Origin of the sequence: Psychrobacter sp. UBA6291 (assembly GCF_002439405.1) — a bacterium.
GTDB classification, from domain to species: Bacteria; Pseudomonadota; Gammaproteobacteria; order Pseudomonadales; family Moraxellaceae; genus Psychrobacter; species Psychrobacter faecalis.
The window spans coordinates 29,560-43,093 of record NZ_DJUD01000025.1 but is presented as its reverse complement, the minus strand read 5'-3'; the positions used below and the strand labels follow the sequence as shown (position 1 = coordinate 43,093).

General features: G+C 44.4%; 11 protein-coding genes. 3 read left to right on the top strand and 8 right to left on the bottom strand.

Annotated features, from left to right (window positions below):
• Window positions 1-269 precede the first annotated feature (269 nt).
• Together B3R91_RS04415 and B3R91_RS04410 are read right to left on the bottom strand one after the other, a co-directional pair.
• The gene (locus tag B3R91_RS04415) at window positions 270-1,124 is read right to left on the bottom strand and encodes a universal stress protein (protein WP_201592001.1); all 855 of its coding nucleotides are present in this window, start codon (window positions 1,122-1,124) and stop codon (window positions 270-272) included.
• A gap of 147 nt (window positions 1,125-1,271) precedes the next feature.
• Window positions 1,272-2,771, bottom strand: a complete 1,500-nt coding sequence (locus B3R91_RS04410; protein WP_286796626.1) for a SulP family inorganic anion transporter — start codon at window positions 2,769-2,771, stop codon at window positions 1,272-1,274.
• Window positions 2,772-3,446: 675 nt separating this feature from the next.
• Between B3R91_RS04410 and murD the strand changes: the two genes are divergently transcribed.
• Both murD and B3R91_RS04400 read left to right on the top strand, forming a co-directional pair.
• On the top strand, window positions 3,447-4,865 hold the full coding sequence (gene murD, locus B3R91_RS04405; protein ID WP_286796625.1) for a UDP-N-acetylmuramoyl-L-alanine--D-glutamate ligase: 1,419 nt from the start codon (window positions 3,447-3,449) through the stop codon (window positions 4,863-4,865).
• 430 nt (window positions 4,866-5,295) lie between these two features.
• Window positions 5,296-6,420: an FtsW/RodA/SpoVE family cell cycle protein gene (locus tag B3R91_RS04400; RefSeq protein WP_191690688.1), complete on the top strand. Its 1,125-nt coding sequence runs from the start codon at window positions 5,296-5,298 to the stop codon at window positions 6,418-6,420.
• A 77-nt stretch (window positions 6,421-6,497) separates the two neighbouring features.
• On the opposite strand, the gene gluQRS is transcribed toward B3R91_RS04400, so the two are convergent.
• The 6 genes from gluQRS to B3R91_RS04370 all read right to left on the bottom strand — a co-directional run bounded on the left by gluQRS (window position 6,498) and on the right by B3R91_RS04370 (window position 12,127).
• Window positions 6,498-7,457: a tRNA glutamyl-Q(34) synthetase GluQRS gene (gene gluQRS, locus B3R91_RS04395; protein ID WP_286796684.1), complete on the bottom strand. Its 960-nt coding sequence runs from the start codon at window positions 7,455-7,457 to the stop codon at window positions 6,498-6,500.
• A 227-nt stretch (window positions 7,458-7,684) separates the two neighbouring features.
• Window positions 7,685-8,128 (bottom strand): RNA polymerase-binding protein DksA, encoded by a 444-nt coding sequence (gene dksA, locus B3R91_RS04390; protein WP_068404274.1) that lies wholly within the window; start codon window positions 8,126-8,128, stop codon window positions 7,685-7,687.
• A gap of 512 nt (window positions 8,129-8,640) precedes the next feature.
• Window positions 8,641-9,480, bottom strand: a complete 840-nt coding sequence (locus B3R91_RS04385) for a metallophosphoesterase (protein WP_286796624.1) — start codon at window positions 9,478-9,480, stop codon at window positions 8,641-8,643.
• Between the two features lie 284 nt (window positions 9,481-9,764).
• Window positions 9,765-10,610 carry a metal ABC transporter permease gene (locus tag B3R91_RS04380; protein ID WP_286796623.1) on the bottom strand — a complete coding sequence of 282 codons (846 nt, stop codon included), beginning with the start codon at window positions 10,608-10,610 and terminating at the stop codon, window positions 9,765-9,767.
• A 67-nt stretch (window positions 10,611-10,677) separates the two neighbouring features.
• The gene (locus tag B3R91_RS04375; protein WP_191690763.1) at window positions 10,678-11,415 is read right to left on the bottom strand and encodes a metal ABC transporter ATP-binding protein; all 738 of its coding nucleotides are present in this window, start codon (window positions 11,413-11,415) and stop codon (window positions 10,678-10,680) included.
• Window positions 11,416-11,578: 163 nt separating this feature from the next.
• Window positions 11,579-12,127 (bottom strand): transcriptional repressor, encoded by a 549-nt coding sequence (locus B3R91_RS04370; protein WP_201592013.1) that lies wholly within the window; start codon window positions 12,125-12,127, stop codon window positions 11,579-11,581.
• Window positions 12,128-12,351: 224 nt separating this feature from the next.
• Between B3R91_RS04370 and B3R91_RS04365 the strand changes: the two genes are divergently transcribed.
• Window positions 12,352-13,236 carry a metal ABC transporter substrate-binding protein gene (locus tag B3R91_RS04365; RefSeq protein ID WP_286796622.1) on the top strand — a complete coding sequence of 295 codons (885 nt, stop codon included), beginning with the start codon at window positions 12,352-12,354 and terminating at the stop codon, window positions 13,234-13,236.
• The last annotated feature ends 298 nt before the right edge of the window (window positions 13,237-13,534 follow it).

Genomic DNA, 13,534 nt, shown 5'->3' with positions numbered 1-13,534 from the left:
GCAACAATAACTATGCTTTTAGGGATATAAGTTGGAGTTATCAACCTTTAACGTTGGGAGAATAAACACTTTATTATAACCAACTTTTTAAGCCCTTGGGGAGGCTATCGCTTTATTTCATGTGACGATTTGATAAGAGGTTTGATAAGAAAAATGGGAAGAGATAGGAGAAAAGTAAGCGCGTAAGCATTGTAAAAACGTCGATTATTAAAAACGCCATTATGAATAATAGCGTTTAAAATCAAAAGTTTATACATAAAAAGAAGGTTTTAAGCTTTGGGGAAGAGTAAATACGGGGTTTTGGTACTGCCAAGTAGTTTTTTGGTTTCACTACCTTTTAGCAGCTCAAGCAGACGCGGTTGCCCAAAGGCGCCGGTCATCAGCAGCCCAATATCATTTTTGCTTTGATAGTAATTTAAGGCAGCGGTCACATCACGGCAGTCGAGCAAGGCTTTTTTACACTTGATACCCGCTTGTTTAAGGCGCGCATAGGCTTCCCGCAGTGCATCGCAGTTTTCTGAGTTTTCTTTAGCAACCATGACAATATGTACGGTCAACGCACGAATAAGCGGCGTTTTACACAGCCAATTGAGCAGCTTATGCGAAGTTGGACTGTTATCAAAAGCAAATAACGCCGTCGTTGGGGGCAAAAATGGTGCATGCGTCACCAAAATGGGGCAGTGGCTCAAACGTATCAGCTGACTCAAGGTTGATTTGCAAGTCACATGATGACCGATGACCATTAATTGTGCTTTGTCATCGACGTAATCAATACTGTCACTCAAGCTTTCATGGCGATGCAGAGTATAGGTTTTTAGCTTATGATGTTGCTGCTCACAATAAGTGCTGGCTTGATGCAGCAGCAATTTACCTTGGGCTTTTAGCTCGCTATTGCTCAAATGCTCTTGTGCGGTGAATTGGTCTAGCAAGACATTTTCATCGTCAATATTGAGACAACCAGAATAATCAACAGCAGCTTTTTGTTGCAAGCTTGGTACAGAATGCAGCAGACCAATGGGTGCCTGCAGACGAATAGAGGCCCACATACTGGCATCCAATACCGCTTGCACATGATTGGGACAGTCCAAGCAAGCAATCACACTATCTGGCTTCAAATTACTCATAAGGGCACCACATATCTCAATAATAAAATCAGGCTCACGGTTTAAAGGAGTGCCTTTAAGCCGCGAGCCTGATTTTATATACCAATATAATTGCTGAACAATAAAGACACTATTGCGCTCAGCTTGATAACAGCAATACCGTTTTGTTTAATCTAACAGTCCAATATCTCGGCGATCATGAATCGAAAAGCGATCGATAAGGGTACGGCTGGCGCTGTTGAGTCCAACCACTTTGACATCAACACCTTCGCGCTGCAAACGCATGACCAGTTTGTCCAAGGTATCGACGGCACTCACGTCCCAAAAGTGGGCATGGCTAACATCAATTTGTACGCTGTCCAACGCTTCTTTGGTATCAAAGCTCTGCAAAAACTGCGTCGTTGAGGCAAAGAAGACCTGTCCTTGCACGTAGTAATAACGGGTATTGCTACTGTCGTCATACTCACTAAAGACCGTTAAGAATTGCCCGATTTTATTGGCAAACGCCAATGCTGAAAGTAGCACACCAACGCCGACGCCGTACGCGAGATTATGGGTAAAAACAGTGGTTATCACGGTCGCCAGCATCACGATATTAAAGGACAGTGGGTGGGTTTTAAATTCTCGAATAGATTGCCAATTAAAGGTACCGATAGAAACCATAATCATCACCGCTACCAATGCTGCCATCGGAATTTGGCTGACCCACTCACTTAAAAATACCACCAAGATGAGTAGCACCACGCCAGCAATAAGCGTTGATAAACGCGTACGGCCGCCAGATTTGACGTTAATCATTGATTGTCCAATCATCGCGCAGCCTGCCATACCACCAAAGAAGCCTGATACGACGTTGGCCATACCCTGACCACGGCATTCGCGGTTTTTATCACTGGGCGTATCGGTCAATTCATCGACGATGGTCGCGGTCATCATAGATTCTAATAAACCTACGATGGCAAGCGCGATAGAATAAGGCGCGATAATGAGCAAGGTTTCAAAGTTAAGCGGAATGTCAGGTAATAAAAACACCGGTAAAGAATCGGGCAAATCGCCCATGCTACCGACGTTACGAATATCAAGATTCATATATATGGCAACCGCAGTCAAACCAACGATACAAATCAGCGGTGACGGAATCACGCGTCCGATTTTAGGAAGCAGCGGAAATAAGTAAATAATCGCAAGGCCTGCCGCCGTCATGATATAAACTGTCATGCCGACGCGCTCAGTCATCGGGTTCAGCTCAGGCAGCTGGGCGGCAAAGATTAAAATCGCCAGCGCATTAACAAAACCAATCACCACCGAGCGCGACACAAAGCGCATCAAGTTACCAAGTTTTAAAATACCCATGATGATTTGAATGACGCCGCACAGTAACGTAGCGGCAAGCAAGTACTGCAGCCCGTGCTCGGCGACCAAATCAACCATCACCAGTGCCATCGCGCCGGTCGCCGCCGAAATCATACCCGGACGTCCACCGACAAAACTGATGACCACGGCGATGCAAAATGAAGCATATAAACCGACTTTTGGGTCGACACCAGCGATAATAGAAAAGGCAATCGCTTCTGGAATCAAGGCTAGTGCGACCACTAAACCTGATAACGTATCACCGCGAATATTGGAAAACCACTCTTCACGCAAACTGCCAAAAAAAGATGTCATAAGTAAACTGTATAGGGTTAGAGGCAAAAAAAACAACCATTTATGATCGAGCAATAAAGCGTCACCCTAAAATGATTGTATCGAGACTAACGGTTATCGACCTTTATAGCGGTATCGCACAAACCGTTACCCTTAATCAGTAGGATAACAGCTCTTAAAAATATGAATAAGTGTTTGCCGTGAAATACGGTGGAAGAAGATACGTCTCTTGTCAGACAAAACGCCAAAATATGGGGCAGCGGTTGCCTGTCATATCCACCTCAGCATAAAAAACATAACTGCAGGACGATGACAATGGCGCGATAAAGGTGACAACATGCTAAACTAAAATGCTAAATTAAAGATTTGGTTAAAGAGCGCTTACTATCGTAGCGCTTCTTATTAAGGCGGCTATTATAGCATTAGCGGCGCAATATAAAAACAGGCGCATAATAACACAAAGCCTCAAAAAACCAGTACCGAAATTGCGGCAATGGCTTTATGATGCTCATCAGCCAAAGTGGCTTATTGACACAGGTTTAGACAGATTTAGGCAGACTTGCTCAAACTGGCTTAGAATGCTTGTAGCCCTGACGTTTAGCGTAAAGCCCACTATAAAAAGCCATTATCAATACTATTGATAAAGCCAAGATGCTTGATACAATTTTGTTCGTCCAATAGATAAAAGGAATAGATATGACCACTAACACCGCAACAGAAGCCTTACTTCATAAGGGCAGTGGTTTACAAGTCGTGGTCGGTTTGGGGCAGTCGGGGCTGTCGGTTGCGCAGTATTTGACCAAGCAAGGTTACCAAGTCGCTGTCACCGACAATCAAGTCAATCCCACTTTAGCAGACCAATTGCCTGCTGCTGTTGAGATTCGCCAGTTTGGCGCGATAGATGCCGATTTATTGCAGCGAGCGGCTCGCATTATCATCAGCCCAGGTATCTCCTTAAAAAACCCAGCGGTTGCTGCGGCGCGAGAGGCTAATATTCCCGTTGTCAGTGACATTCAGCTATTTTGTGAAGCGTGCCGTATACCGATTGTTGCGATTACAGGCTCTAACGCTAAAAGTACCGTCACCACCTTGGTTGGACAAATGGCCGCCGATGCTGGGGTCAATGTTGGCGTAGGCGGCAATATTGGCGTGCCAGCGCTGACGTTACTGTCCAATACCGAGATGGAGTTGGCAGTTCTCGAGCTATCAAGTTTCCAGTTAGAAACGGTGACCAATTTAGGCGCACAAGTGGCAACGGTACTTAACATGTCTCCTGACCACCTAGACCGCCATGGCGATATGCTCGGCTACCATCAAGCCAAGCATCGCATTTTTCAAGGCGCCAAGTCCGTAGTGATAAATCGCGAAGATGCCTTGACGCGGCCGCTAGTGGCGGATAATTTGCCACGCTTAAGCACGGGCATTCACGCCCCTGACAAGGGTCAATATGGACTGATTACCGACTCAGAAGGGCAGACGTATCTAGCCCGCGGGACCGAGCGTCTGCTATCGGCAGATAAACTACGTATCAAAGGCCGGCATAATTTACTCAATGCGCAAGCAGCTTTAGCACTTGGCGAGCTTGCCGGTTTACCGCTTGATAGTATGCTCGCCACCTTGCAGAATTTTACAGGACTTGAGCATCGCTGCGAATATGTGGCTACGGTCGATGGCATTGATTATTTTAATGATTCTAAGGGTACTAATATTGGCTCAACCATGGCGGCAGTCGAGGGCTTAGGAGCGGTATATGCGCCTAAAGACGGTAAACTGCTATTAATTTTAGGTGGCCAAGGTAAAGGTCAGCAATTTGGCGAATTAACGCCATTTATCAATCAATACGTCAGCCAAGTGCTGTTTATTGGCGAAGATAGCCAGCAGGTTGAGCAACATTTACGCGCCGCTGGTATCAACGACGATGATGTCTATATGCATCAATGTCAAACGCTAGAAGGCGCTTTTGCGACGATACAGCAAGTCACAAAAAGCAGTTTATCGCAGGTACAAGCGGTGCTTTTATCACCAGCTTGTGCCAGTTTCGATCAGTTTAGTGGTTTTGCCGAACGCGGCAAGTACTTTAGTCAGCTGGTCAACCAGTTAGACAAGGCTTCATAAAGCATCTTGACGTTTTATCATACGTTTTGACTTAAAGTAGTATCAGCGTTAGGTTTTAAGTAGTTTTACTGATGTTATAAAAATGGAAAGCGTTTTTTGATAAATGATTGTTTTGCTTATAAATTGCTGCTACTGTCAACTAGGTAATAAAGCGGACGACAAACGATTTGCAAACCATCGTTGCTATTCATGTTGCTAACCACTGTACCATTAATACTGACAAGCTAAACGATTAACAATCGGGGTTTGTCGCCGCTTTGCTGTCTGCTATTATCTATTGGATAAAATCAACTTCATTTTTTTAAACGGTGGCGTTTTATAACGCCGTGTTTTCTCGTTTGCTAGTGTATACAAAATTATGGCGCTCTCTTCTTTTTTTCGATCAAACTCTCAATCGCCGCGAGCTACTGGCTCAGATGGCGTTCTCTCCATGCCCTCAGCGCGCGCCATTTTATTAGCAAGCGTCGGCTGTATGTTGGTGCTCAGCTTATTGATGGTGGCTTCTGCTTCTATCCCGTTTGCCCTTAGTCGCGGCATGAGCGAGCTGCATTTCTTTTATAATCAGCTTTTATACATGGCGATTGGGCTGGTTATCGCTGGTATTTCTTATAAAGCAGTAACGCTAAAAAGGCTTTATAAAACCGAAACCCAGTTTATGCTCTTGGCCATCACGGGGTTATTGTTATTTGCCACTTTATTTAGTACGCCTATTAATGGCTCAAAGCGTTGGCTCACGCTCGGTGGTTTTAATTTTCAGGTCGCAGAGCTTGCCAAATTGGTGATGATTATCTTTGTCTCAGACTTCGTTGTACGGCGCTCATTTGAGGTACGTAACGGTTGGGATGGGTTTTTACGCATAGCCATCGTGGTTGGATTAATCACCGTTCTGTTGCTCGCGCAACCAGATTTTGGCTCGTTTGTGGTCATTATTGGAACGGTCTTTGCCATCTTTTATATTGCTGGCGCGCCTTATAAACAATTTATCGCGCTCGGCGCTGTGGCCGTTGGCGGTGCTGTATTAATGGTGGCGACCGTACAATACCGACTGGTACGGGTAATGTCGTTTTTGGACCCTTTTGATGATGTACAAGATACCGATTATCAGCTAGCCCGTAGCTTAATTGCCTTTGGTCGCGGTCAGTTTACTGGCGTCGGCTATGGCGAAAGCGTGCAAAAACTGTCGCATTTACCAGAGGCGCATACCGATTTTCTACTAGCCATTACTGGTGAGGAGTTGGGCTTCGTTGGGGTGACCATGATTCTCATCTTTGAGGCGCTGATTATCGGAAGTGCGATGCGCATCAGTTATAATGCCCTAAAACGCCGGCAAATGCGTATGAGCTATACCGCCTTTGGTATCGCGGTGGTGTTTATTGCGCAGACAATTATTAATGCGGCAATGAATATGGGTGCGATTCCGACCAAAGGGTTGACCATGCCGTTTTTCAGTTATGGCGGCTCATCGATGCTGATTAGCTTAGTAATGGTCGCAGTATTGCTAAGGATTTATAAAGAAAGCCCTGAGATTGAAAAGAGCCAGTGCCGTTATTACTAAGTCGTGTAATGATTAGAGTGTTTACGGCAATCCAGTTATTGATGATAAAGAAGCGTCGCTTATAGCGGCGTTTTTTGTTAAATGTCGCTTGTATTAAAAGTCTGCATATTTTGTAATGGCGAGTTGTCCCATTGCGCAATTGCTTGGGTAAGCATGTTTGTCGGCGTGTCTCTATCAACGGCAGGTTGCTGTAATAGCTGCAAAGCATGGGCAATTAGACGACTTGGGTCACGGGTATCAATTGGCTGGGCAAGGTTTTGTTTAGAGAGCTTTTGACCATCAGGACTGCATATTAATGGTAAATGGTACCAATGATCGATAGCTGTCAAATGCGCCGCATGCATGATGCTAATTTGCGCGGTGGTCATCGGTAAAATGTCCAAGCCACGCATAATATGCGTCACACCTTGCAAGCCATCATCGAGGCTAGCAGCCAAAATATAGTTAATCATGCCGTCTTGGCGACGCACCACCATATCTCCCAAGCTTTGCTGCGGATTGCTCCATTGCACACCTTGAATACCATCTTGAAAGCCAATACGGTAATCTGGTAGCTGTATACGCAGTTTGTTTTTTTCTTTATCAAGATTGGCATTTAGACAACAGCGCGGATAGCGTTGCCTGTTCAGTAGTTTTTCCTGTGCCTGCTCTGCGTCCATGCTTTCTCCCATCGCTTTTTTCTGCCAATAACGCTCAAGGCTTTTACGCGAGCATTGACAGCCGTAAGTCAGCGGATATAGGCTTGAAGATAAATAATCATTATAAATATCAAGGCGCTCAGATTGGTAGATGACATCGCCATCCCAGTGCAGCCCAAGCACTTCTAAATCAATCAAAATCTGCTCAGTAAACTGTCGATCACAGCGCTCGGTATCGGTGTCTTCGATACGCAGTAGCCATTTGCCACCAAGAGATTTGATCTGACAAAAGCTGGCAAGCGCGGTGGTTAAGGAACCAAGATGCAGCTCACCGGTTGGTGACGGCGCAAAACGGCCAATAGGTTGGGGCAGAGTAGGAGTAATAGGCGTGTTTGCCATAGAGGTAGCAGATGTTTTCAAAATAGACACTTAGCGAAAGTGGAAATAGATAGAATAAATAAATCGATGCCAAAAAGATATTTGCTAAATATGCGTATTTTGTTGGTGCCGTGTCAACCACTAAAAGCTATTTAATAAAAAATAACGCCGTAAAACGCAACGAGCGACCAATGAATGGTCGCTCGTATTTGTATTTAAATGATTAATGACTATTAAAATAACTGGATTTAAGCGCCTTGGTTTTGACGCTCTTTAATCTCAGATAGAGTTTTACAGTCAATGCACTGGGTCGCAGTTGGACGGGCTTCAAGACGACGCAGGCCAATCTCGACGCCACAAGTTTCACAAAATCCATAATCCTCGTTTTCAATTTCAGCGATAGATTTATCAATTTTGCGAATCAGCTTACGTTCACGATCACGCGTTCGCAAGGTTAGGGCAAACTCTTCTTCTTGAGTGGCGCGGTCATTGATATCAGGCATGGCACTGGACTCATCTTGGATATAAGTCTTGGTACGATCTGCTTCGCCAATCAATTGATGCTTCCAATCTAATAAAATGGCTTTAAAGTGCGCCAATTGTTCATCCGACATGTATTCTTCGTTTTCGGCAGGCGCATAAGGGGTGAACTTTACATCACTTGGATTTGGGTTTGGGGTCAGGGTGCTCATATGGGTATCCTACTTTTTCAAATTAATTCAATAAAACGACCTATCGACAGACAAGGCGTTATCAATTTACCAAACGCTATAAATGGTTTCTTTTATAAGCGTTTTACCACTTAGTGACACAAGTAACACAGCTGATCTAAACATACGGTTATTTCGATATGCTGCTAGCGATCTATCGATTATCAATGGTCAGGTATATTGTTATGAATCTTTTTATTTAAATGCTAGCCGTTAAATAAAGCTACAAATCACTGACTGTGGAAACTTAGCTTGTGGTCAATTTAGCCGTCCTAGCTATTATAATTTTGTCTAAATGTAGACCGTTCTCATTTTTTACATTATTTATGATATAACTTATTTATCATTTTTAGCTTTACGGTTAGGTTGCTAGTATTAGCAATCACGCTGTAGCTGTCTATAACCAGTAATTTTAGCTAGCCCTATAACATACACACTCTGGCGGTATTATACTAGCTAAATACTAGCCAAATTTCTGCCAATAAAACTGGTTGTCAAGTATCTAGTCTTTCAACCCAGCTTGCAACCTCTCCATTGTTGGCTAATTGCAACCAGCGATAGCCGGGCAGGGCGCTTTTATCATAAGCGAAATCATCTTCAAAAGGCTTAAACTGATAGCAAGTGGATGGCGTGCTATAAACCGTTACCCCATGCCGATAGCGGACTTGCTCTTGGTGGGTATGCCCGCTAATAATGACTTTAAGATGCTCAAATGTTGCCAGCCGTTGCCAAAAAATATCGGCGTTTTCCACCATATGCTGATCAATCCAATCTGAATCGACCGCTATCACATGATGGTGCAGCGCAATAAGCGCAGGCTTAGCGCATGTCTCTAGCTGCTCACAGAGCCAATCAATGTCGCTTAGCGCCACTTCTCCTTCTACCTTGCCTGTCATCGAAGAATCTATTAACAACAACTGCCAATGGTCGGTTTCGATAACATGACGGTTCAATAAGCGTCTGTCCGCGGGTCTGGCAATCAGTTCACGCTGAAAAAATGGCAGCTCGCTGTTGTTTTCATCGGTAACGTCATGGTTGCCGGCGATACAGGCAAAAGGAATCCCCGTTGCTTGTAGTACGTCAAAAATATGATCGTAAATCTCTGCTTGTACTTTATTGACCAAATCGCCTGTCACGAGAATCAAATCGCAGCGCCGCTCTGCGCTCAACGCTTGCTTGATAATCGCCTCAAAATTGTATTGGCAAACCGCTACTTCACTACTGGTTTCGTCAGCCGCCGCAGGCACGTGGGAGGATAAGTGCAAATCGGTAATTTGCAAAACATTGACTTGTCCGTCGGGCGTGCTGACTGCGCTGGCGGGGTAGCTAAGCATGGGGGTTAGTCCCTTATCAAGCAAAACGATAATAAATTAAAATATGATGAAACGAAAACGTTCGTTAAAAAAACATCTTAAATTGGTGTACCGAGTATTTATTAACTCAAAAATTCGCCAACTATCGCATTGATAGTATTCAGGAAAGTTTATAACATAATGGGCATTAAAGCTCTAGCAATATTGATGAAATAAAGTTCGACAAAGGCCAAGTAAATATCAAAATCACGACCTAAATGTAATGGCTGAGGTACGTGGTAATTTGGTGCTACATGTAAATAACGCTAACGGCGTGGGGACCAGAATTTTGCTAATATGGATTCCGACCCTGATTTTTTGCTTATTAGCTTTGAGATAATGAGCGCCACAAAAAATAAAATAGCCAGTACCAAAACGATAGCAAGTCCCGTTTGGATATCTAGCCAAATACTGCCCCAAACGCCAAGCGTGACGCCAAGCTGGGCAATGATTAAAGAGATAACAACCATTTGTTTTGGTGATGCCGACCACAAACGCGCTGTTAATGCTGGCAACACCAATAGGCCGCTGATTAATAAACTCCCAACCGCTTGCAAGGCAATAGCACAAAACCCAGCTAATACGCCCATAAAAAACAAGCGCTGGCGTGTTGGATTGATCCCTTGAATGCGTGCCAAAGCCTCATGAGTCGCAAGCTTGATTTGTGCGGGCCATATATAAATCAGTAATCCTAAGCCCAACAAAACACTTACTGCAATCAACGGCAAATCTGCCCAGTCAAGCTCGAGCAAATTGCCAAATAAAAAACCTAAAACATTGGCTTGCTGATCGGTAAGCTGCGTCAAGGTTAATAAACCTAAACACAGCAGCGATACCGCAACCACGGCCAGCACTGCATCGACCGGCAGACGCTCATCATCGATGAATACCAAGCCCAGTACGACTAAAATACTGACGATGCCAATGCCAATGCCCATCGGTAATTGCCACAAAACTGCCAACGCCACACCAAGTAACGTGCCATGTGCCAAGGCATCGGCAAAAAATGCCATGCGCCGCCATAAGACTAGGCAGCCTAAAGGCGCAGAAAGTAGCGCTAAAATGCTACCAGCAATCCAAGCAGGGGCGATGATGGCTAACCAAGCGGTCATAATAGATATCCGTAACGTTTTTATAAAAGGAACAAGGCAATTTTGCCTAAAAAGCTTGGTTTTTTAATTATATCTCGCTTGGGGCATGGTGCTCACAAGCGTGCGGTTGATGCACATAAGGCTGCTCATAATGATGGCCAAAAAGCTTCTGAAACTCCGAACTAATCGCAAGCTCGCTTGGTTGCCCTTCGCAGCAAATGTGCTTATTTAAACAAATGACACGCCTGCTACCTTTCATGACCCAATGCAAATCATGCGACACCACCAGCATGGCACAGCGCAAAAACTCCGGCAGCTCATCGATAAACTGATACAGCCAAACCTCGGTATCAGGGTCTAGTCCTTGCATCGGCTCATCTAAAATTAATAAATTGGGCTTGTCTAATAAGGCACGCGCCAATAATACTCGCTGGGTTTCACCGCCTGATAAATGCAGCATTTGCCGCGACAATAAATGCGTCAACGACAAATTATCAAAGATAAATTGCCGCTGCTCAGCCGTTAAGCGTTTTTTATCGGCTTGTGCCAATAAATCGCAAACGCGTAACGGTAAAATAGGCGGCACGGCAAAGCGCTGCGGCACATAGCCAAGTTGCAAGTTTTGGTGCGACGTTATCTGGCCACTGGTCGGTTCGATTAAACCTAAAATTAGTTTAACTAAAGTAGACTTGCCCGCGCCATTAGGTCCGATCAGACTGACCGTTTCATTAACAGCGATATCAATATCGATATGCGAGAGGATACGTTGCTGCCCGATATGGTAACTGATATTACTTAAGCTCAGCAGTTTAGCCGCGTTAGGCATGGTTTTATCACTTGTATTCATAGCAGAGGGCTTGGTTGGTAAAATTGCTAGGCTCATAGGATAGTACTGATGTATTAATGATAATTAAGAAATGACAGAATAATAATTTAGCATGAAAGCGTAAACCTAAAATTCAGGTCAAAAATATAAGCAAACCGTTATTTTACTGACACGCTTGGCAACGACCGCTCAATTCAATGACGCTACGCTCGACCGTAAAGCCAACGTCTTGCTCTGCAAAGCTCATCATTTCTTGTACTGGCAAACTGCTGCATTCTTGTACCCGCTCACACTGGGCACAGATTAAAAACGCCGCTGTATGTTGGGCGCGTGGGTGACAACAAGGCACATAAGCATTAATCGAGGTTAGCTGGTGAATCAAGCCCTCGCTCAATAAAAACTCCAAGCTGCGATAAACCGTCGGCGGCGCGACATTTTTTGGCGTTTGAGTATTTGCTTGATTGTTCGAGCTGTCGCTTTCTGCTTCAGGCTCGGCAAGGCGCATCTGCTGCAATTGAGTGATTAGATCATAAGCGCCCACTGGTTTATTGGCTTCTAGCACCAACTGGTAGATTTGCTGACGCAGCGGCGTAAAGCGCGCGCCGCTTGAGCGACATTGCTCTTTGGCTGCTAGTAAACGCTCATTGACATCGGACGCTGTAAAATCTTGCACATCATGGACATGAGCGCAAACAGATGAATGAGTAGACATGCAGCAAGCTCCTAAAGACGGTTTAGCGGTGTGATGAACAGTATTTTTAGTTAATGGATATTTTATAATGGTTTTTTATATTGTTATAGTATAACATACTAAAACGTAAAACAGAGAGGTCCTTTGCATTTATTCACAGGTCTGCTGTTTTATAACTAGAATAACGTTGCAAAATATTTATAACTATCTTTGTCATTTATCCTTGAACCTTAAAAGCCGCCATTATGATTCCATTATTTAAAAACTTTATGCATTTACCTCTGCGCTTACCGCGATTGCTCATAACTGGCGTGCTTATATTTGCCTCGTTCATGATGAGCGCGCAAGCAGCAACGGTGAGCGTCAGTAACTATCCGCTGTTTTTATTAAGCCAAGCGGTGACGGAAGGCGCGCCATCAGCCAAGCAATTATTGCAAGCAGGGGAGGTCGGACATCACGGCAGTATCAGTCCCGGCGATATCAAGGCCATTCAAAATAGTAAGTTTGTGGTTTGGTTTGGCGAGCCGCTAGAAAACAACCTAGCCACCACGCTCAATAGCGCGCCTAATGCGATTACGTTATTTAAGTTCGACGCCTTTAATCGTCATCCGCTGCGTGATGTTAAAGGCAAAGCCATTGCTGGTACGCTCGATCCGCATATTTGGCTCGATCCTGAAAACGCTAAAGCCATTACGCGAGCGCTTGCTGTCATTCACAGTCATGCCAATCCGCAATATAAAAAGCTCTATCATGCCAATGCGCAAAAATTTGCCCAGCGCATGAATAAAGCCGTGGCGTCAGCTCATGCAAACCACGCGCAAAAACCTTTGCCGTATTGGGCCTATCATGATGCTTATCAATATATGGAAGACAGCGCCAAGTTCCAATTAATTGGCAGCTTAAGTACTGACCATCATTTAGCGCCAAAAGCCAGTCAGTTGCGCTGGTTAAATGAGCAGCGCCCAGCAAAACAAATGTGCTTGGTTAGTCCAAGTCAGCCTGCTAAAGGTTTGCTTACAAAGTTACAGCCAGTTAAGAGTACCGTGCAAGCGGAAGACATGAGCAACAGTAAAGATTTTGTTAGCGGCTGGCAGACAATGGCACAGCAAATCCGTCAGTGTATTTCCTAAATATCGGTAACCCTAATAGCAAGCTGAGCTTTTAGGCTATTTGAAATGATGCAAGTTAAATTAACGGTAGAATAGATGGATTTAGAGGTTATTAGTGCTACTTTATTGACTCTGTAGAGAGATTTTCAGCGCTAAATAACTAAATGCTTGATAAAAGTCATATTTCACTTGCTTAAAATCTGCTTGCTCCCTATAATAAGTGGCGTTTTATTTTGGTTAAAAGATAACGTCTGTAGAGTGAGCCATTCACGGATAATATTGTCGCAACGGTGCGGCATTGTCCCCACGTTATAGAGCT

Excerpts from the sequence above, each read along its gene's own strand:
- B3R91_RS04415 (WP_201592001.1), bottom strand. The coding sequence starts at position 1,124 with ATGAGTAATTTGAAGCCAGATAGTGTGATTGCTTGCTTGGACTGTCCC.
- murD (WP_286796625.1), top strand. The coding sequence starts at position 3,447 with ATGACCACTAACACCGCAACAGAAGCCTTACTTCATAAGGGCAGTGGT.
- B3R91_RS04370 (WP_201592013.1), bottom strand. The coding sequence starts at position 12,127 with ATGTCTACTCATTCATCTGTTTGCGCTCATGTCCATGATGTGCAAGAT.
- B3R91_RS04400 (WP_191690688.1), top strand. The coding sequence starts at position 5,296 with ATGCCCTCAGCGCGCGCCATTTTATTAGCAAGCGTCGGCTGTATGTTG.
- B3R91_RS04380 (WP_286796623.1), bottom strand. The coding sequence starts at position 10,610 with ATGACCGCTTGGTTAGCCATCATCGCCCCTGCTTGGATTGCTGGTAGC.
- B3R91_RS04385 (WP_286796624.1), bottom strand. The coding sequence starts at position 9,480 with ATGCTTAGCTACCCCGCCAGCGCAGTCAGCACGCCCGACGGACAAGTC.
- dksA (WP_068404274.1), bottom strand. The coding sequence starts at position 8,128 with ATGAGCACCCTGACCCCAAACCCAAATCCAAGTGATGTAAAGTTCACC.
- B3R91_RS04365 (WP_286796622.1), top strand. The coding sequence starts at position 12,352 with ATGATTCCATTATTTAAAAACTTTATGCATTTACCTCTGCGCTTACCG.
- B3R91_RS04375 (WP_191690763.1), bottom strand. The coding sequence starts at position 11,415 with ATGCCTAACGCGGCTAAACTGCTGAGCTTAAGTAATATCAGTTACCAT.
- gluQRS (WP_286796684.1), bottom strand. The coding sequence starts at position 7,457 with ATGGCAAACACGCCTATTACTCCTACTCTGCCCCAACCTATTGGCCGT.
- B3R91_RS04410 (WP_286796626.1), bottom strand. The coding sequence starts at position 2,771 with ATGACATCTTTTTTTGGCAGTTTGCGTGAAGAGTGGTTTTCCAATATT.